This window comes from Mesorhizobium sp. CA7, assembly GCF_020165015.1.
GTDB lineage: Bacteria > Pseudomonadota > Alphaproteobacteria > Rhizobiales > Rhizobiaceae > Mesorhizobium.
Genome location: NZ_JAIUHH010000027.1, coordinates 37,313 through 53,112 on the forward strand (window position 1 = coordinate 37,313; position 15,800 = coordinate 53,112).

Annotated in this window: 24 protein-coding genes; 19 read left to right on the top strand and 5 right to left on the bottom strand. The window is 59.9% G+C overall.

The window, feature by feature from the left end:
• Positions 1–430: 430 nt before the first annotated feature.
• The gene (locus tag LB552_RS28430) at positions 431–886 is read left to right on the top strand and encodes a MucR family transcriptional regulator (RefSeq protein WP_224611443.1); all 456 of its coding nucleotides are present in this window, start codon (positions 431–433) and stop codon (positions 884–886) included.
• Between the two features lie 29 nt (positions 887–915).
• Complete coding sequence (locus tag LB552_RS28435; RefSeq protein WP_411966412.1) at positions 916–1,782, top strand: sulfotransferase family protein; 867 nt, start codon at positions 916–918, stop codon at positions 1,780–1,782.
• 23 nt (positions 1,783–1,805) lie between these two features.
• Here LB552_RS28435 and LB552_RS28440 read toward each other — a convergent pair whose 3' ends face one another.
• On the bottom strand, positions 1,806–2,078 hold the full coding sequence (locus tag LB552_RS28440; protein ID WP_224611445.1) for a hypothetical protein: 273 nt from the start codon (positions 2,076–2,078) through the stop codon (positions 1,806–1,808).
• A gap of 315 nt (positions 2,079–2,393) precedes the next feature.
• On the opposite strand from LB552_RS28440, the gene LB552_RS28445 reads away from it, so the two are divergent.
• From LB552_RS28445 to LB552_RS28475, 7 genes are all read left to right on the top strand, one after another.
• On the top strand, positions 2,394–2,813 hold the full coding sequence (locus LB552_RS28445) for a hypothetical protein (RefSeq protein WP_224611446.1): 420 nt from the start codon (positions 2,394–2,396) through the stop codon (positions 2,811–2,813).
• Between the two features lie 13 nt (positions 2,814–2,826).
• Positions 2,827–3,090 (top strand): hypothetical protein, encoded by a 264-nt coding sequence (locus tag LB552_RS28450; protein ID WP_224611447.1) that lies wholly within the window; start codon positions 2,827–2,829, stop codon positions 3,088–3,090.
• Between the two features lie 5 nt (positions 3,091–3,095).
• Positions 3,096–3,788: an SOS response-associated peptidase gene (locus LB552_RS28455; protein WP_224611448.1), complete on the top strand. Its 693-nt coding sequence runs from the start codon at positions 3,096–3,098 to the stop codon at positions 3,786–3,788.
• Positions 3,785–3,961: a hypothetical protein gene (locus LB552_RS28460; protein ID WP_224611450.1), complete on the top strand. Its 177-nt coding sequence runs from the start codon at positions 3,785–3,787 to the stop codon at positions 3,959–3,961. The genes LB552_RS28455 and LB552_RS28460 overlap by 4 nt, the downstream gene beginning before the upstream one ends.
• A gap of 11 nt (positions 3,962–3,972) precedes the next feature.
• Positions 3,973–4,266, top strand: coding sequence for a hypothetical protein (locus LB552_RS28465; RefSeq protein ID WP_224611452.1), 294 nt, complete (start codon positions 3,973–3,975; stop codon positions 4,264–4,266).
• Complete coding sequence (locus LB552_RS28470; RefSeq protein ID WP_224609197.1) at positions 4,263–4,508, top strand: hypothetical protein; 246 nt, start codon at positions 4,263–4,265, stop codon at positions 4,506–4,508. The genes LB552_RS28465 and LB552_RS28470 overlap by 4 nt, the downstream gene beginning before the upstream one ends.
• Positions 4,509–5,112: 604 nt before the next feature.
• Positions 5,113–5,298 (top strand): DUF3606 domain-containing protein, encoded by a 186-nt coding sequence (locus tag LB552_RS28475; protein ID WP_224589517.1) that lies wholly within the window; start codon positions 5,113–5,115, stop codon positions 5,296–5,298.
• Positions 5,299–5,470: 172 nt separating this feature from the next.
• Here the strand turns inward: LB552_RS28475 and LB552_RS28480 are convergent, their stop codons facing one another.
• A complete protein-coding gene (locus LB552_RS28480) occupies positions 5,471–5,674 on the bottom strand; it encodes a KTSC domain-containing protein (protein ID WP_224609194.1) in 204 nt (67 codons plus the stop codon).
• 499 nt (positions 5,675–6,173) lie between these two features.
• Between LB552_RS28480 and LB552_RS28485 the strand changes: the two genes are divergently transcribed.
• Both LB552_RS28485 and LB552_RS28490 read left to right on the top strand, forming a co-directional pair.
• A complete protein-coding gene (locus LB552_RS28485) occupies positions 6,174–6,401 on the top strand; it encodes a hypothetical protein (RefSeq protein ID WP_224611454.1) in 228 nt (75 codons plus the stop codon).
• 757 nt (positions 6,402–7,158) lie between these two features.
• Entirely contained in the window at positions 7,159–7,794 is a 636-nt protein-coding gene (locus tag LB552_RS28490) for an outer membrane protein (protein ID WP_224609185.1), read from the top strand.
• Between the two features lie 200 nt (positions 7,795–7,994).
• On the opposite strand, the gene LB552_RS28495 is transcribed toward LB552_RS28490, so the two are convergent.
• Positions 7,995–8,093, bottom strand: a complete 99-nt coding sequence (locus tag LB552_RS28495; protein ID WP_224609182.1) for a putative RiPP precursor — start codon at positions 8,091–8,093, stop codon at positions 7,995–7,997.
• Between the two features lie 308 nt (positions 8,094–8,401).
• Here LB552_RS28495 and LB552_RS28500 point away from each other — a divergent pair, with 308 nt between their 5' ends.
• From LB552_RS28500 to LB552_RS28510, 3 genes are read left to right on the top strand one after another with little or no spacing between them, the layout of a single operon-like run.
• Complete coding sequence (locus tag LB552_RS28500) at positions 8,402–8,869, top strand: hypothetical protein (protein WP_224609179.1); 468 nt, start codon at positions 8,402–8,404, stop codon at positions 8,867–8,869.
• 4 nt (positions 8,870–8,873) lie between these two features.
• On the top strand, positions 8,874–9,704 hold the full coding sequence (locus tag LB552_RS28505) for an excalibur calcium-binding domain-containing protein (protein WP_224611455.1): 831 nt from the start codon (positions 8,874–8,876) through the stop codon (positions 9,702–9,704).
• A 16-nt stretch (positions 9,705–9,720) separates the two neighbouring features.
• Positions 9,721–10,239, top strand: coding sequence for an NAD-dependent DNA ligase (locus tag LB552_RS28510; protein WP_224609173.1), 519 nt, complete (start codon positions 9,721–9,723; stop codon positions 10,237–10,239).
• Here LB552_RS28510 and LB552_RS28515 read toward each other — a convergent pair.
• Together LB552_RS28515 and LB552_RS28520 are read right to left on the bottom strand one after the other, a co-directional pair.
• Positions 10,236–10,391, bottom strand: coding sequence for a hypothetical protein (locus tag LB552_RS28515; RefSeq protein WP_224611456.1), 156 nt, complete (start codon positions 10,389–10,391; stop codon positions 10,236–10,238). The genes LB552_RS28510 and LB552_RS28515 overlap by 4 nt on opposite strands.
• Before the next feature lie 824 nt (positions 10,392–11,215).
• Positions 11,216–11,437 (bottom strand): transcriptional regulator, encoded by a 222-nt coding sequence (locus tag LB552_RS28520; RefSeq protein WP_224609266.1) that lies wholly within the window; start codon positions 11,435–11,437, stop codon positions 11,216–11,218.
• 199 nt (positions 11,438–11,636) lie between these two features.
• Between LB552_RS28520 and LB552_RS28525 the strand changes: the two genes are divergently transcribed.
• From LB552_RS28525 to LB552_RS28545, 5 genes are all read left to right on the top strand, one after another.
• Entirely contained in the window at positions 11,637–12,380 is a 744-nt protein-coding gene (locus LB552_RS28525; protein WP_224611457.1) for a hypothetical protein, read from the top strand.
• 169 nt (positions 12,381–12,549) lie between these two features.
• Entirely contained in the window at positions 12,550–12,825 is a 276-nt protein-coding gene (locus LB552_RS28530) for a hypothetical protein (RefSeq protein ID WP_224611458.1), read from the top strand.
• Positions 12,822–14,588, top strand: a complete 1,767-nt coding sequence (locus LB552_RS28535; RefSeq protein WP_224611459.1) for a recombinase family protein — start codon at positions 12,822–12,824, stop codon at positions 14,586–14,588. Before LB552_RS28530 ends, LB552_RS28535 begins: the two co-directional genes overlap by 4 nt.
• A 344-nt stretch (positions 14,589–14,932) precedes the next feature.
• Positions 14,933–15,199: a type II toxin-antitoxin system ParD family antitoxin gene (locus LB552_RS28540; RefSeq protein ID WP_224532471.1), complete on the top strand. Its 267-nt coding sequence runs from the start codon at positions 14,933–14,935 to the stop codon at positions 15,197–15,199.
• Between the two features lie 66 nt (positions 15,200–15,265).
• Positions 15,266–15,541 (top strand): hypothetical protein, encoded by a 276-nt coding sequence (locus tag LB552_RS28545; protein ID WP_263481828.1) that lies wholly within the window; start codon positions 15,266–15,268, stop codon positions 15,539–15,541.
• Positions 15,542–15,800 lie beyond the last annotated feature (259 nt).

Sequence of the window (15,800 nt, forward strand, 5' to 3'; positions counted from 1 at the left end):
TGTTGGCTGACCCGCCGGATTTCACGCGATTGGCGAGCGGGCCCACTCGATCCGCTCGGGCGCCGGACGTTCCCTTTCTTCGCCCCAGAGTTAGCACGACTGACCACTCTCAGGCAGCTGGATTATCGTTATGACTTCAACGCTCGAGCTTCAGGTTCGCGCCCAAAAGTTCACCGACCAGGTGCTCCAGACGCTACTCGCGACTCCGCGCTCGCTCCCGGACCACTACCTCGGGATGCAGCTACAGGGGTGCGCTATCGCGGCGCGAGCCTCCGTCGCGACGTGACCGCGTCCTACCGCCTACTGCATGTTAATGCCGGCCACGACCAAGGTCGTAGCAATGGCTTCGTTAGGTAATCCTCGGGCTGTTGCGCTTGGCCAGAAACCGGCTAAGAGAGTTAGGCATTTGTTGCGAGGATCGGAGATATGCATGCCGGAAGAGATTGAGAACAGCCGAAGCCAGTTGATCGAACTCACTGCCGATATAGTGTCCGCGTACGTCAGCAACAATGCGGTGTCGGTTGCGTCTCTCTCGGATCTGATCGCGAACGTGAACTTCTCGCTTTCGAAGATCGGAGGATCGGCCGAACCAGAAACGCCGGCCCAGGCGCCCGCGGTCAATCCGAAGCGATCGGTTTTCCCTGACTACATCATCTGCCTCGAGGACGGGAATAAGTTCAAATCTCTGAAGCGTCATCTCAGCGTGCACTACGGCCTGACGCCTGACGAGTACCGGGCCAAGTGGGGCTTGGCGCGCGACTATCCAATGACGGCGCCAAATTATGCCGCCCAACGGTCAGAATTGGCCAAGGCGAGCGGACTCGGTCGAAAAACGGGAGCAACGCGCGTTGCTAAACAGACCAGAAGGCGAATGCAAAAAGCCTAAAAGCCAAGGTCCGCTCACTGTAAATTGCAATGCACTCATCAAGTCTATTTTCGGAAGCGACGCCTCCTATCGTGATCGTCAACACTGCTCACTCGGGCAGTCGACTTCTCACTAGCATTTTGGTGGACGCTGGCGTCTACATGGGCAGTAACGTCAGTGGCTCACTAGACTGCCTGGAGATGGTGCCATTGGTTGAGCACGCCATTCTATCTTCGAGAAGCGGCGTGCCTACAGGGAACGAACTTCGCGACCCGGAAAGCCGGCGCCTGGCGAAATGTCATATCGGCAAACACCTGCAGAACATTGGCCAAGCGGAGCGGTGGGGATGGAAGCTGTGCGAGACGCTTCTCATTGTTCCTTTGATAAAGGCCTATTTTCCGCAAGCGAAATTCGTTCACCTGATCAGGGATGGTCGTGATGTGGCGTTGAGCCCTTTCGTGGCGCCTAAGGCGCCATTGTGGCGAAAAGTCTATTTCGGCAGTTCCGAACTTTCGTCGTGGCACGGATTTCCGATGACGCAACGAGCATACCGAGCCCATGGCATGCTCTTCAATGCGCACAGGTGGAGGTATCACGTCGACCTCGCCAGAGGGTTTTCTCGATGGCTTGGCGACCATTATATCGAGGTAAAATACGAAGACCTTGTTCTTAATTGCGATGTCACTCTCGACAGGCTCTTTTCCCGCTTGAACTTGCCAGAGGCTCCGCCCAAGAAGCCGCGGCTCTCAGCGAAGTCGATTGGAAAATGGCGTCGATTATCGCCGACTGATCTCGACTCTTTGGCCGCCATAATGGAGCCTACACTGGCCGATCTCGGATACACACAACGCGGTGCGATCCCTCCGGCGCGACGTGCGACGTTGTTCGAGAAGCTTGCGTATGGTCGGTATTTTTGAAGATGGTTTCGTGGGGCCGTCCGCTACTCATCCCGCCAAATCACCCGCCTCTCCCGTCGGATTTCTACCAGGCGCCGAAAGCGGATCGTATGGGCCTGCTCGCCGGTCGCGTGGAATAGCTGCGCGCTCATCCACTCCCGGCTGCCGCACTTCTGACAGCGCGCCTTGTCCCTCACCTCATCGATCGTGACGTTGCCGATCACCTCCCGTAGCTCGAGCGGCTTATAGTAGCGCGTGATGTTGCAGCGGGCGCAGCGGATGCCCGGCACCTGCCCCGCGTCGTGAGCATGGGTCAATGTCCAGGCGGCGCCTCTCGGCCATTTTTGCGGTTGTTCCGGCATACTCTGAAATGAGGAACATATTCCTGCCCGGTCAAGAGGCTCTTGACTCCAGTGTTCTCATTTTGTTCACTGATGCCCTGACAGCCACAGGAGGCCGGTCATGGACATTATGATGGACGCCAGGGGAGCCACCCCTGAAGAAAAACAGCGCGGTCTCGCCGCAGCTCGGGCCGTGATCGAGCAATCTGGTTTGACGGCCGAGGAAGCGGCGGAAGGGTCATTCGCAGTCGAAGGCTGGGATGAAATGGGTTTCCCGCCTGACCAAGAACCATGGAAGACGAGTATGCCGCCGCTGAGATTTGGTGGGCGGCCAGCAATGCCGCAATCAAGGCGTGTTGCGAAGGGTGGCCGGACGAGAAGCGCATGCAGGTCAGCGGCCTGCAGTTGCTGCATAGTCCGGATGTGCAGCTCGCCGACCGCAGCAATGCACTCCGCCGGATGCGCGCCATCATCCAGGCCGAAGACGGCAAGCACGAATATCATGACGATAGGGTCTTCTTGCTTGCTCTGGCCGCCACTGCTGAGGTTCCGAATAGTTCGGAAGCGCAGCAACTCGTCAGCGCCGTAACGGTTGCCTATACATCGCTGTCACTCGCAGGGTTCCACCCAAATGAGCCTATCGAGCCAAAGCGCCAGGCAGTGCTCGACGCGATCGACGCTCTCGAGGCGGGATCAGCGCCGCTCAATTGAGAAAGGCCATTGAATGTCCACGCACGTCCTTCCGGAGCAGAAAAAGCCAAAGCTGATTGTTGTGGTCGCATTCGATCGCGGCGACGACGGCGAGTTGTTTCCTATGTACGGCCCGGCCGACCAGCAAAGCGAAGACCGGGCGATCCGAACTGCAAAAGCACTCGCCGGCAAGCATGCGGGCGTCATCGCATGGAGCAGGGATGCCGATTCGGCGCTTGGGGACTACGGCCCGCCAAACACTTTGTTTGTGAGCGGTGATGTGCCCGATATGGAGTGATAGACATGTGCGGGCGCTACACCCGTTATCTGCCTTGGTCGGAAATCCATCGCCTCTATCGGTTGACGGCGCCGGCCGATGTCGGGCGCAACGATGCGCCGCGCTACAACATCGCGCCGACCGACGAGGTGCCTTTCATCACGGCCGCAGATGACGGCAACCATAAGGTTCGCTTGGGCCGTTGGTGGCTTGTGCCTTTTTGGGCGAAGGAAATGCCAAAGGCACCAATGTTCAATGCGCGCATCGAGAGCGTCGATACCACCCCCGCTTTTCGAGATGCGTTCAAGTCTAAACGCTGCCTGATCCCTGCCGATGGCTTCTACGAATGGACTATCAGCCCGGCCGATCGCGGCAAGGACCCCTGGCACATCTTCCTGCCCGGTCACGCGCCTTTCTCCTTCGCAGGCCTGTGGGCCTACAACAAGACGCTGGACATGACGAGCTGCACGATCATCACCGAGCCCGCCGGCGAGCCGATGCGCCAGCTTCATGACAGACAGCCGCTAATCCTCGATCCAGCCTGCTACGACGTCTGGCTGAATGCGGACACGCCGGCGAGCGACCTTAAGGCGCTGCTCTCCCACGACATTGACGGGCAGCTTCAATTCAACCGCGTCGGACGGGAGGTCAACGCCGCGGCGATCAACAAGCAGCCCAACGACCATTCCGGCCTTGTGGGACCCATCAACCCGCTATGAGCGACGAAATCAGAATCCCGAAGCCCGAATACGCCACGCCGGCTGGCGTCCAGCACCACGTTTGCGAGCACGACGGCTGCAGCAAGGACGCCGGTTGGGGCTTTGTCAAGCCGAAGTATGCGCCGCACTGGTTCCGCTATGAACACAGGGCCGAAGGCGAGCACTTCCTGTAGGAGCATGACCGATGTCCCGCCATCAATTCGTGCATGAACTGGAAAGCACCGCCGACCACATTTCGGACGCTTCTCGGGCGGACCTACAGGTGCTGTTGCGTCGGGCCGCGCTGCTGATCAGAAACGCCGGTGGGGTCTGCCTTGATCCCCGCACCGACGACGCGCTGACCAGCCTGGCGGCCGAGATGGGCACTGCCAAGCCGGATCTGGTAGAAACGATCGTCGGCGAATGGCTCGTCGCCAACGCTTATCTGCCGGTGCCGCGACAGTTGGACGAAGAGAGCACGGTGGACGGCAACGGATGATCAGCAGACCGAGACGCGAAGGCGACTACCCCGACCGAGAGGTCGGCTGTCAAGAAGCTATGGAGCCCGGTTTTCAGGCGATCGTGGACTGCATGCTTGAAGCAGGATGGGCGCGCGGCGAAGTGCTGCGCTCGCTGCGTCGGCTGATTGCGGCCGACAATTTGACCCAGAAGGAAAACGCCAAGGTCGAGGCAGAGCTTGCCATTGCTCGGGCGATGATCCGGGCCGGCAGGCAACTTTGATGGAAATGGCAGTTCCGATCTACATAGGCGCGATCGGCTAGCCCCCGGCCATTTCCCCCTCAGTGCTTTTTCGGCTGCGGCGTGATTTCATCGATTGGCACCTTGCCACCAAGCTCCTTTGCAGGCGGCGGCGCGTTCGGGTTTGAGCAAGCAGGGTTTGACGATTCACACGGGGAAGGCCTATCGCCCACGCCGCCGTAACGTTCCACGAGTTTTGCGAATCCGTAGGCGAAGGCGAAGAGAAGCGCCAGGACAACCGCTATTCGGACTGCCATACAGAATTCTAGCAGCATCTCGCGCCGGATTTGACCAGCTACAGGTAGAATGGAGCTTCTGCGATTGTCCGCTGATGCGATCGGCGATCAATTCTCTTCGCGAAAATCCGAAGCGAGGCATCCAGTCGCCGCCCTTTGGGCGGCTGATCGACTAACTCCGGTTCCATCGGACGAATGAAAGACAGCCGGACCGAGAACCAAACCACTCGAATTTGATTCAAATATCGCACGGTCATTTCAGTTCCGTTAGCAGAAGCTAATGGGAACGTTCGCTGCTTGGAACATTCGTTGCCCGCTGCTGTTCTCCCTCACGACGAGGAGGAACAGCCATGGCGGACGACAAGAGCAAGCGCGGTGCGCGTGACCGCGACCGGGTGTCGGCGGATGAGGATTATGAGGTTCGCCACTTCGCCAACAAGGTGGGCCTGACGGTTCAACAGGTTCGAGATCTGATCAAGCAACATGGCAACGATCGGAGGACGCTGGAACGCGAGGCGGAGAAGCTTCGAGGATGAAGATTTCAGAGCTTGGCCGCCCTATTGTCGGACGGCGCCATGACGGCGAGCCGGCCCGGGAGTCCGATCACTTCCTCGTATGCCCCACCTGCGGCCAAGCCATTGACTTGCGTGATTTGCGGCAGGTGATTTGGCACCAGAGGCCAGCCCACGAGCCCCTTGAACTAGACAGCTAGTCCGGAATGCGTCGATAGCGGAAGTGATTGCGAATGTGGTCGTTGAAAAAGCGGCCTTTGACAAACGCCGACCGGAACGCGGTGTAAGTCTCCGGAGGAACCCCCTCAAAATCGTAACGCTGGCCGCTGGCCACAAACCAGACGGACAAGATCCTGCTTGCCGGATCGTATTCGGTTTTCCTGATCGAGGTGGATGGCATGGCGCACCCGCTGGTTTGCAAATCGCAAACGATCGGAACGCAGCTTTTGTTTCAGCACGATGGTAACCGCCCATCTGGCGCCGCTATTGCTGATAAGGCGCGTAGGATGAATTAACGCCGAGTTATACGATGCCCGGCCTGCGGGACGTCAGGGGACTTGGCAAACAGGCCGGGCCCTTACCCCGTGTGCGGCGCGGGGCAGAAAAGCATCATGCTCCTTCTGCTTTGACGACGCATTAACAAATTTAGCTGTTGCTAAGGAAGAGCCCGTCCCAGCTAATGAGGCAAGCAACGGGTCTCCTGCGGCTTCCAAGACGGCTACACCCCTGAGGAGGGATCGGCCGTCTCGACCTAGTTGATACGAGAGCGGCGGTTCGCCTCTGCTCTGATTGTTCGCCGAAGGAAGCGCTTGGCGCATTCCTCCAGTCGACAGGTGTCGTCCCCTGCTCGCGAATAGACTGTTTGAAGGCCTCTCGCAGCGCGTCGGCTCGGGATTAGCGTGCTGATCCCTTCCTATCACCAGCCGCATTCGATCGTAAACACATCGCCGAACATCAGCAGCGGGCAGAAGATCGAGCTTACCGGCGAAGTCCTACGCGTCGATGAGGACACTGTGACGGTTGGCGGCAAGGATCTGGGGATCACCGTGAAGCGTAGCGCCGTAAGGCTCGTCACGAGCCACTTGGCACCGAAGCGCAAGACATCGGAACAAAAAGCCCGCCGCTAATTGACCAAAGCGGCGGGCTGTAGCTAGGGGACTATAACGGCGAGCGAATCGGAGGGACAAATTGGCCGCTCACCCGTAGAAACTTGCCGGGTTCGAAACGGTTCCAGGCTGCAATGGAACATTTTAGCTAAACTGAATGTTTGTTCGTTCCCTTGGAAGCCGTGGAGCGGTCAACAGCCCCAAAAGAGAGCCCGCAGCCGAGGGACGGACTGCGGGCTTTCTTGCGCCGCAGGCTGCCAGGTCTGATGCGACGCGACGGACGCTCGGGAGTGCGCCACGCTTTCCGAACTTGCGTTTGCTTGAATGGTTGCACGAGGCGGTCAAGGCCTTCGGTTCAAGACGCGCGCTTCTCGCAAGAGCGATGCCCAAGCGGTGCTGCGAAGATGGTCCCCCGGTCTGAGCGGGTGCAAGGATTCGGAGCGCGGCAGGGTTGCGAGACTTGGCTACTCGTTGTCCCTGCCCATTCCCCTCCGCCGCTCGATCAGCCGGTTTGCGGCGCCCCCGATGGGTGGCGACTTATGTGCATTCCTTGCACGGAAGTCGCGTCTTACGTTCCGGCGCAGGGTGAAGGCCTTTGCGATTTTGTGCTGCGCTTTCGAAATCGTGCGGAAAGTGTGGCTTCCACGCATCTCCCGAACAATATCCACGCCTTCGAACTTGGCGGCGTTGACAATCGATGCGCTTCGGCGACATCGCTATCTCACTCGGGTGGTGACCTTGGGCCATTCATCCGACCAGGCAACAAAGGGGTATTCCCGTGAAACAGGTTCTTCTCGCTACCGCTCTCGTCCTAGCTACCAGCACCGCCTATGCGGCTGACGTATTGCAGGAGGCGCCGGTTGCTGCTTCCTATGACTGGACCGGCGCATATATTGGCGTGAACGCCGGCGGCGGTTTCGGCACGTTCAGTCTTGATCCTGCCGGCGGCGGCCCTGGTGGTTTCGATCTCAGCTCGAGTGGCTTCCTGGGCGGCATTCAGGCCGGTTACAACTGGCAGGTTGGCCAATTCGTCTACGGCGTGGAAGCCGACATCCAGGCTTCCGACGTTAAGGGCGAGCTATCGTTCGGCGGCCCCTCTCTGGAAACAAAGGTTGATTGGTTCGGCACGGTGCGTGCTCGCATTGGCTATACGCCCGTCGACCGCTTCCTGGTCTACGGCACTGGCGGCTTGGCCTACGGTCACGAAAAGGTCTCTGTCCCTGGGGCCGACTTTTCCAAGACCAAGGTCGGCTGGACCGTTGGTGCGGGCGCTGAATACGCTTTCACCGACAAATGGTCCCTCAAGTCCGAGTATCTTTACACCGACCTGGGTAAAACGACGTTCGACGACATCGGTGCCGAAGTCAAAGTGCCCTTCCACACCGTTCGCGTCGGTCTGAACTACAGGTTCTAATTTTTCGGCGGACCTAGCAGAAAGCCCCGGCAGGATTGTCCGGGGCTTTTTTGCGCGGCGATCTTAAACCGCAGCGGGAGCGGGCGCCGAGTCGGGGCGCATGCATCGCGGCAAACGAACCAGCATCCAACGTTGCTTGTTCCAACAAAAAAGCCCGCCGACCGGAGCCGACGGGCGATTCAGACTATCCGCGGCGTGGGTCAGGTCGGCGGCACGACAACGACAACAGACGGCCCCGCAACGACTGCGGAAAGCTTGCCCTTGCGAATCAGCGTAGGCTTCTCGTAGGTCTTCTTCATGGGAATTCCCCGTTGGGTCGATGATCCCTCAAAACCCGATGAAGCTGATCGTGCTCTTGCTAGATGTCAAGAGAGCAGAAGCTTCTCAAGAAACAAAGCACAGCCGAGCCAGGTGGGGCTTTTCCAACGGGAAGAGCGGCCATGAGCAGTTATCACTCCCATATCGACAACGGCAAATTCATCTCTGGCAACAAGGCACCGGCCGGCTGCCGCCCCGCGCTCTAAATGAGTTCAAGATGCGATCTCCGAAACAAAAATTATAGACACGGGATACGAAATTCCCTCAGTATCGGACGGGGGGATAATCAATGAAGGCGACAGCAATTATTTCGAGCGCGGCTTTGTTCCTGGCCGGCTGCTCGACGAGCACGAATATTTCTGACGGCCAGTTAGCTGCTTTGGACACCAACGCGCTTTGTCATGCGCTCGCAAGCAGCAGAGACGAGCAATATCGAAGTCGAGTTACGGCGCTTCTGGTTCGGCGTGGTGCAACGACCGAGAAGTGCCTCCGGCTCATACAAACGGACAATGCCGTGGCGACTGGCATTGCAGTCGGAGGACTGGCCGTGGCCGCCGGTGCTGCAGCAAAGAACGGCGGCGGAGGCTATTACGTCCCACGACCGCAAGCCTACGGCGTGGCATGGGATCAGTTTTACGGCCCGAACTATAGCCTGATATGGAGGTGCCGGGACATGGCGACCGGTCAATTCGTCTACGACTACAATTGCGCCGGCATGCCGATGGTCGACAGCACCTGGCCCGGATGGTCGGCTTAAAGCAATGGACAGGTCGCGCTACGACAATCGCTCAGAGCAGTGGCGCAAGCGCACCGGCGCAAAGCGCTCCCGAACCTTGCGTTGGGCGAGCGTCCCGCGGCGCCTCATCTTCGTCACCGTGGCCGCAGCCGGCGCCTTGGCCGTGCTCACCGCGATGCGGCATAGCGACAGCTTGCAAGAGGTCAATCTGCAGAACCTTGTTGGCGCCAAGCCGGCGTCGATCACCGGCGTTGCGTCCCTCATCGATGGCGACACGATCGAAGTTCACGGGCAGCGGATCCGCTTCAACGGCATCGATGCGCCCGAGAGCCGGCAATACTGCGACGACGCCAATGGCTTCGAATACCCGTGTGGCCGCCGCTCGGCCGAAGCGCTGGACGCGTTCCTGGCCGCCTCGAGGCCCGTCCAATGCACATTCGTCAATTGGGATCGCTATCACCGCTTCGTCGGCGACTGCCGGCGCGCCGACGGCGCCAGCGTGGCGGCTTGGATGGTCGAGCACGGCCAGGCGCTGGACTGGCCCCGCTACAGCCACGGGGTCTACGCGCAGCAACAGGCGAAAGCGGAAACGGCGAAGGTCGGTCTATGGGGAGGCAAGTTCAAAGCTCCGTGGAACTGGCGCGCGTCGCACGCGGACGGCGCCGCGCCGGCCAGCCAGCCGCTCGGCATCATCAGCCGCAAGCTGGTCGCGCAGAGCGGCTACTCGTGCGAACCGCGGCGGACGTGCAAGCAGATCGGCTCGTGCGAAGAAGCTCAATGGTATCTGCAGAACTGCTCGTGGGGTGGCAAGCTGGATCGGGACGGGGACGGCGTGGCGTGCGAAACGCTGTGCTAGAAGAGGTAGGGGCAAAATGGACGACAAGTTTTACAATCGCGTGGGCGGGGAACGCATTTCCTCGCGCCAGGTTGACGAACTGATCGGTCTCGCGCGAGGCGTGGCGGCAGATGGAAGCATCAACAAGGCGGGAGTAGAGTTTCTCCAAAAATGGCTGGCGGCCAACGTCGAGATCAGCAACCAGCCGCTCATCCGAACCTTTTACCGCCGCATCAATGAGATCCTTGCAGATGGTGTGCTCGATTCTGATGAACACACTGAGCTTCTGGACACGCTGAATAGTTTCTCAAATCGTGATTTCGAACTCGGTGAGGTGCTTAAGCCGATGACCCTGCCACTCTGCGATCCGGCACCAACTTTGACGTTCCCCGGCCGTTTCTATTGCTTCACTGGCACATTCAATTACGGGCAGCGGAAGCACTGCGAACAGGCCATTGCCGATCGTGGGGGATCCTCTGCAGGGCTAACTCAGAAAACGAATGTCCTCGTCATTGGAGCCTACCGTTTGCTCCAGCGGCTTTCCGCCGCCTCTTAGCGATCTCCGCGCGCCGCTCCGGCGTCATGTTGGCGGCGCCCTTCTTCCCGCCCTTTGAACCAAGCTTCCTTGGCGGCGGCGCTCTTGCCGTCCGGCACGTGGTCAATTTCCTCGCCCGTCGCAATGCGCATGACGTGGACGGCGTTGCACATCGGCAGGACGCTTCTGGCCTTGAGGTCCGGTCGGCATCAGTTTCCCTCTGCTTCAATCTCGCGAGCAGTTCCTTAGAACTCTCGATAGTGCGCTCCGTCTCTCTAATTAGATAGCGCAGGCCGTCTATCTCGGCTTGGGATGCGCGAACCCACGCTTTTGCAGCCGTAAAATCGGCATCCGGAATTTTGAGAGGGTCGCGCTCCACATGAATTGCGCTAAGCATATATGGAACCGGCACCGGGCGCGACAAGCGCCGGCCAAAATTTCAGACTGAGACACTACCTCACGGCAAAGGGCCTTGACTTCATCGCCGACGATGGCGGCTTAGGCGCGATATTGGGTGACGTAACCGTCCGGCTACATGGGGACGCCTTGCGCGATCTCCTGATTTCCAGGGTGCAGTCATCCGGGGAAGACGAAACTGTGAAGGCGAAGGTCGTAGCAAAGCTAAAGAGCTTCCTAGCGACGCGCTCGGGTCCCTAGCTACGAAGGCGCTCGATGCCAGTCTTGCCAGCCTGCCTGCGGTAGCCACTTGGATGCTGGCCCTGTTAGCCAAGTAGGTCCGCGATTCCACTCGTTATGTGGGATGGTTATGCGGGAAGACGGGAACGGAACGAACTGATCTGCTAACCCGTCGACTTTGCTGGCGAACCCGACAACATTCGAACTTGTGAGCTCTGCCTTCGGAAGGCGGCCCTCATGAAGTGGGTGCCCAAGCCGCGTTTCGGTGATGCTTCAGGCTGCGGGGAAGGGTGGGCTAGGCAAGACGCACACGGAGTCGCCCACAGTGCCTCTTGGTCGTATATCGTTAGGAGCACCCAAATCAAAAACGGCGAGCGAGCCTTACGCCAGGGCCACCGCCGTTTTCAGCAATAAACTCGATGCCCGCTGCCTCCAGCGCGCTGCGGATTGCCCTTCGATTAGCTAAGGTCGTCGGCGGAATGCCGTCGTCGGACTCGGCACGTCTTACAGTCGCCACGCCCACGCTCGCCGCTTCGGCGAGATCTTTCGCGCTCCAACGGACCAACGCGCGCGCGGCCCGCATTTGTGCGCCGGTGATATCTTTTAGATCATGTGATTGCAAAGTGATCTCGGATAGGTTAAAGGTATGGATAAACTTGCCGCTTCGGCCGCTTGCAAAGACGTAAGTCCTCGCAGCTATCGGCCGTGCGCGACTATGGCCGGGCGACATGCTCTTGCACGCACCCAGCCCAACCACAGCCAAGCTGTTGGGAGCTCGGATCATGGCTGATTCCGACAATACCACGACTTTGTCCTTCGTCACGCGCAAGACGGGGACGGTTCAGTCGGCGAATGCGATCGATGAATCGCCAGCAGAAAGGGAAATCCGGACTGAGTCCGACCTATCAGTCGGTGCTGGCGTCTCGGCAGCGAAGCAGCCCGCTGTTCTCGCCGCAACCTGCAACGAGCCAGAATTGCAACCGGCAGCCCTGCGCGATCCCGCACTTCTGCTGGCGAGCGATTGGCAAATGGCTCGGTACACCTCCATGCTGTTATGCCGCGTGCAGCAGCGGTTGGAGAGCCAAATCATGGTCAATCCCGGAATTCAGGTATTCGCCGCAGATTCACTGACGGGAGTTCAACGAAAAGCGGCGCGCACTCTCGGCGGTCCACGGGACTATGCAGTTGCGCGGGAGGCCGAGGTCTTTGCGATGACCGAAGCTCTGAAGCTTCAGGATTCAATCCCCGAAGTCGCGGCTACATCGCTCGTCGGCGTCATCGCCAAGTTGGAAATGATCGTGGGTGCCGATCGGGATATTGGTGACCCTACCGACTTCCCGTGGCCGCACATAGCTTCCGTGCTGCGTGACTTAAAGGCGATCGCGGGAGACTTGCCGGCTGGTCGCCGGAGCCGCGGACGGACGCGGAGCGACGTTGCCAGGCATTGGGAGTCCGCCGTCGAGCTGGTCGCAGCGCTGAAAGAGGAAGGCGAGGCCGAATACCGTGGCGATGTAACTGTCTTCTGACACGCCCCCTTACCACTTGTCGCCTGGAGCCGGACCTTTACGATTGAGACGAAACCGCACGACGCAAGTCATTGCACGCTGTGGCCCTACGACATTAACTTCGCGCTTTCCTTCGCCGTCCGGAGGAGTCTGATGGCGGGTCGATCCACCATTGGGAGAGCGACCGGGCATGTCGGAGAAAACCAGCACCGGGCCACAGGCTTTGCTTCCGGCGAACGACAACGGCGACCTCGCCAGCCCCGAGGGTCGCGCTGAAAGCGTGGCGGCGGCCAAGATGGATCGGGTGGTGCTGGATATCGCCCGGCTGATCGGCCGGCAGCTGGCGCGGGAAACATTCGAGGCGGGGCTGGCGGCCAACGACAATCGGCCGGACGGTCGAAAGGGAGAGGGCAGGGGGCCGGATGGCAAACCCCTTGGGAACAGGAGAGAGGATCAGCCGCCATGACCCGTGTTGCACTTTATGCCCGCTATTCTTCTGACAGCCAGCGGGATGCCTCCATCGAAGACCAGTTGAGGCTGTGCCGCGAGCAGGCGGCGCGCGAGGGCTGGAGCGTAGCGGGAATCTATGACGATGCGGCGATCTCCGGCGCCAGCACAGTGCTGCGGCCGGGCATCCAGCAAATGATCCGAGATGCCCAGCGCGGCCGCTTCGAGGTGGTCCTGGCCGAGGCGCTCGATCGCATCAGCCGCGACCAGGCAGATGTCGCCACCCTCTTCAAGCATCTCAAATTCGCCGGCGTCGCCATCGTCACCTTGGCCGAGGGCGAGATCAGCGAATTGCATGTCGGCCTCAAGGGCACGATGAATGCCCTGTTCTTGAAGGACCTTGCGCTCAAGACCCATCGCGGCCTGCGCGGGAGGGTGGAGAAAGGTAAGGCCGGGGGCGGGCTGTGCTACGGCTACCGCGTGGTGAAGAAACTCGATGCCGCAGGCGAACCCGTCCGTGGCGATCGCGAGATCGTGCCGGAGGAAGCGACCATCGTGCGCCGCATCTTCCGCGAATTTGCTTCCGGCAAGAGCCCGAAGGCGATCGCCACGGACCTCAACAAGGAAGGCGTTCCTGGTCCGCTCGGGCGGCACTGGGGCGATACCAGCGTGCGCGGGCATGTGATCCGGGGCACCGGTGTCATCAACAACGAACTCTATACCGGCGTGCTGGTCTGGAACCGCCTGCACTTCGTCAAGGATCCTGCCACCGGCAAGCGAGTCTCACGGGCCAATCCGCCGATTAAGTGGATTCGCACCGAGGTGCCGCATCTCAGGATCGTCGAGGACGAATTGTGGCAGGCCGTGAAGGAGAGACAGAAATCCATCGCCAGCCAGTTCGAGGCGGTGGCGATCGCCACGCGCAAAGCCCGGGCGAGAAAGCTGCACACCATGAAGCGGCCGGTCTCCCTCCTTTCCGGCTTGCTCACCTGCGGCTGTTGCGGAGGGCGCTACGGCCTGTTCACACGCGATCGCTATGCCTGTCTCAACCACCAGCGCCGCGGCATCTGCAACAATGGCCGCACCATCACCCGCGAGAAGATCGAGCAGCGCGTTCTCGCAGGCCTGAAGGAAAGGCTTGTCTCGGCAGATGCTGTGGCCGAAGCGATCAGAGCCTATGCGCAGGAGACTAACCGTCTCAACCAAGAGCGTCGCGCGCAAGGCGAACAGGACCGTAAGGCGCTCGACAGAACCGAGCGCGCCATCGCGGGCATCATGGCCGCGATCGAGGATGGCCTTTACCAACCTTCGATGAAGGCGAGAATGGAAGACCTGGAGAGACAGAAGGCGGAGATCACCGCGCGTCTGGCGTCGGCGCCCACTGACGTGCCCGACCTGCATCCCAATATCGCCACTCTCTACCGCAAGCGGGTCGAGCAACTCACACAAGCACTCGCCGATCACGAGGACGGACGACCAGCCGCCGATGCGGTGCGCTCGCTAATCGGAAAGATCGTGCTCACGCCAGGCGACAAGCGCGGCGTGGTCCATGCCGAGTTACGCGGCGAGCTGTTCGGCATCCTCGAACTCGCCAAACCCGAAGAAAATCAATCCTCCGACAATGTTATGACAAAAGAGGTTGCGGGTCCCCGCAACCAAACAAAAAACGGCCCGCTCTACGCGGGCCGTTTTGCTTTGTGTTCGCAGGACGGACACGAAGGACCGAATCATTCAACCAACATCGACCTGCATCGGCGCGCTCGTCCTGGCGCTGCTCGCTAGCTGGAATCATGAACCGCGGGCGACGAGGACGTCAAAGTGAGCGTGGCAGCGCACTCAGGGATCGGCGTGCAACCAGGCACGAAATAATATTAGCCGGTTGAGTTTTAAACTCAGCCGGCTTCCGCGTCTCAGCTGCCTCGAAATGGCGCCGAGGTCGTGGAATCGGCCGCCAAGCGATCCTCGATCGGCGCCGGCGTATCGACCCGAAATTTTGATCTTTGCCGATTACTGTTGGGCCTTCACCGAATCGCGACGGGTGAATTGGAATCGCATCAACCCACGCCAATTGTTGCTATCTATTGATATCCCCGCCACCCGCCCCCACATTTCCGGAGGACGCCTCCATGCCCAACTACGCTTTGAACGAGCACTATGAGCGCTTCATCAGAAAGCAGCTCGAATCGGGCCGGTACAACAATGCCAGCGAGGTTGTCCGCGCCGGGCTGCGCATGCTCGAGGATTTTGAGGCGGAGCGTGAGAAGTGGCTGCGTGAAGAAATCCCGTCGCGCGTGGCCGAGTTCCGGCAGGATCCGGCAAAAGCTATTCCCGCCGAAACGGTGTTTTCCCGGCTGGATCTCCGTCGTCGCGCACGGCAGGCGAAAGCCAAGTAGGAAATGGAGTGCCGGATTGTCTTCCATCCGAAAGCGGAAGCCGAACTCGAGCAACTCTATGACGATATGGCTGAGCGTGCGTCGCCGGCGATTGCCTGGGATTTTGTTGTGGGCATCCGCGATCTCTGCCTTGGCCTGTCGACATTTCCACAGCGCGGCCGAGCGGGTGGAGATCATGCCGGGGGTGCGGATCGTCGCGCGGTCAGTATCGTTTTCGCTGTCGACGGCGAGTTCGTGCTGATCTGGGCATCTTCTACGCGAGCCGGAATATCACGCCCGAGTCGCTGGAAGAAAGGCTCCGAACCGCAGGTCAAAAGGCTGCGACGATCGACATTCGGCTAAGTGCTGGTGGCTGCTTTAGGGCGACCGCATTCACCCGGCGAAGCGGTTGTGACGGGTATCGCCCCAACGGAAGCGCCGGCCAAAATTCAACCAAGCCAGCTCACAAATTTTGCCTTCTTGGATATCCTCGCGAGAAATCGAAAAAAAGAGCGATCTAGGCTGTTGACAGTTCGGTCGGGCGGCGACTATATACGGCCCACGAACGAGGGCGGTGCGCCGCTGGCGACGAAGAAGTTTGCTTCTAGGTCTGCCCTCTGCT

What these genes read in the sequence shown, in the direction of transcription:
- LB552_RS28430 (WP_224611443.1), top strand. Translation starts at nt 431, where the DNA reads ATGCCGGAAGAGATTGAGAACAGCCGAAGCCAGTTGATCGAACTCACT.
- LB552_RS28435 (WP_411966412.1), top strand. Translation starts at nt 916, where the DNA reads ATGCACTCATCAAGTCTATTTTCGGAAGCGACGCCTCCTATCGTGATC.
- LB552_RS28445 (WP_224611446.1), top strand. Translation starts at nt 2,394, where the DNA reads ATGGAAGACGAGTATGCCGCCGCTGAGATTTGGTGGGCGGCCAGCAAT.
- LB552_RS28450 (WP_224611447.1), top strand. Translation starts at nt 2,827, where the DNA reads ATGTCCACGCACGTCCTTCCGGAGCAGAAAAAGCCAAAGCTGATTGTT.
- LB552_RS28455 (WP_224611448.1), top strand. Translation starts at nt 3,096, where the DNA reads ATGTGCGGGCGCTACACCCGTTATCTGCCTTGGTCGGAAATCCATCGC.
- LB552_RS28460 (WP_224611450.1), top strand. Translation starts at nt 3,785, where the DNA reads ATGAGCGACGAAATCAGAATCCCGAAGCCCGAATACGCCACGCCGGCT.
- LB552_RS28465 (WP_224611452.1), top strand. Translation starts at nt 3,973, where the DNA reads ATGTCCCGCCATCAATTCGTGCATGAACTGGAAAGCACCGCCGACCAC.
- LB552_RS28470 (WP_224609197.1), top strand. Translation starts at nt 4,263, where the DNA reads ATGATCAGCAGACCGAGACGCGAAGGCGACTACCCCGACCGAGAGGTC.
- LB552_RS28475 (WP_224589517.1), top strand. Translation starts at nt 5,113, where the DNA reads ATGGCGGACGACAAGAGCAAGCGCGGTGCGCGTGACCGCGACCGGGTG.
- LB552_RS28480 (WP_224609194.1), bottom strand. Translation starts at nt 5,674, where the DNA reads ATGCCATCCACCTCGATCAGGAAAACCGAATACGATCCGGCAAGCAGG.
- LB552_RS28495 (WP_224609182.1), bottom strand. Translation starts at nt 8,093, where the DNA reads ATGAAGAAGACCTACGAGAAGCCTACGCTGATTCGCAAGGGCAAGCTT.
- LB552_RS28500 (WP_224609179.1), top strand. Translation starts at nt 8,402, where the DNA reads ATGAAGGCGACAGCAATTATTTCGAGCGCGGCTTTGTTCCTGGCCGGC.
- LB552_RS28505 (WP_224611455.1), top strand. Translation starts at nt 8,874, where the DNA reads ATGGACAGGTCGCGCTACGACAATCGCTCAGAGCAGTGGCGCAAGCGC.
- LB552_RS28510 (WP_224609173.1), top strand. Translation starts at nt 9,721, where the DNA reads ATGGACGACAAGTTTTACAATCGCGTGGGCGGGGAACGCATTTCCTCG.
- LB552_RS28515 (WP_224611456.1), bottom strand. Translation starts at nt 10,391, where the DNA reads ATGTGCAACGCCGTCCACGTCATGCGCATTGCGACGGGCGAGGAAATT.
- LB552_RS28520 (WP_224609266.1), bottom strand. Translation starts at nt 11,437, where the DNA reads ATGCGGGCCGCGCGCGCGTTGGTCCGTTGGAGCGCGAAAGATCTCGCC.
- LB552_RS28525 (WP_224611457.1), top strand. Translation starts at nt 11,637, where the DNA reads ATGGCTGATTCCGACAATACCACGACTTTGTCCTTCGTCACGCGCAAG.
- LB552_RS28530 (WP_224611458.1), top strand. Translation starts at nt 12,550, where the DNA reads ATGTCGGAGAAAACCAGCACCGGGCCACAGGCTTTGCTTCCGGCGAAC.
- LB552_RS28535 (WP_224611459.1), top strand. Translation starts at nt 12,822, where the DNA reads ATGACCCGTGTTGCACTTTATGCCCGCTATTCTTCTGACAGCCAGCGG.
- LB552_RS28540 (WP_224532471.1), top strand. Translation starts at nt 14,933, where the DNA reads ATGCCCAACTACGCTTTGAACGAGCACTATGAGCGCTTCATCAGAAAG.
- LB552_RS28545 (WP_263481828.1), top strand. Translation starts at nt 15,266, where the DNA reads ATGGCTGAGCGTGCGTCGCCGGCGATTGCCTGGGATTTTGTTGTGGGC.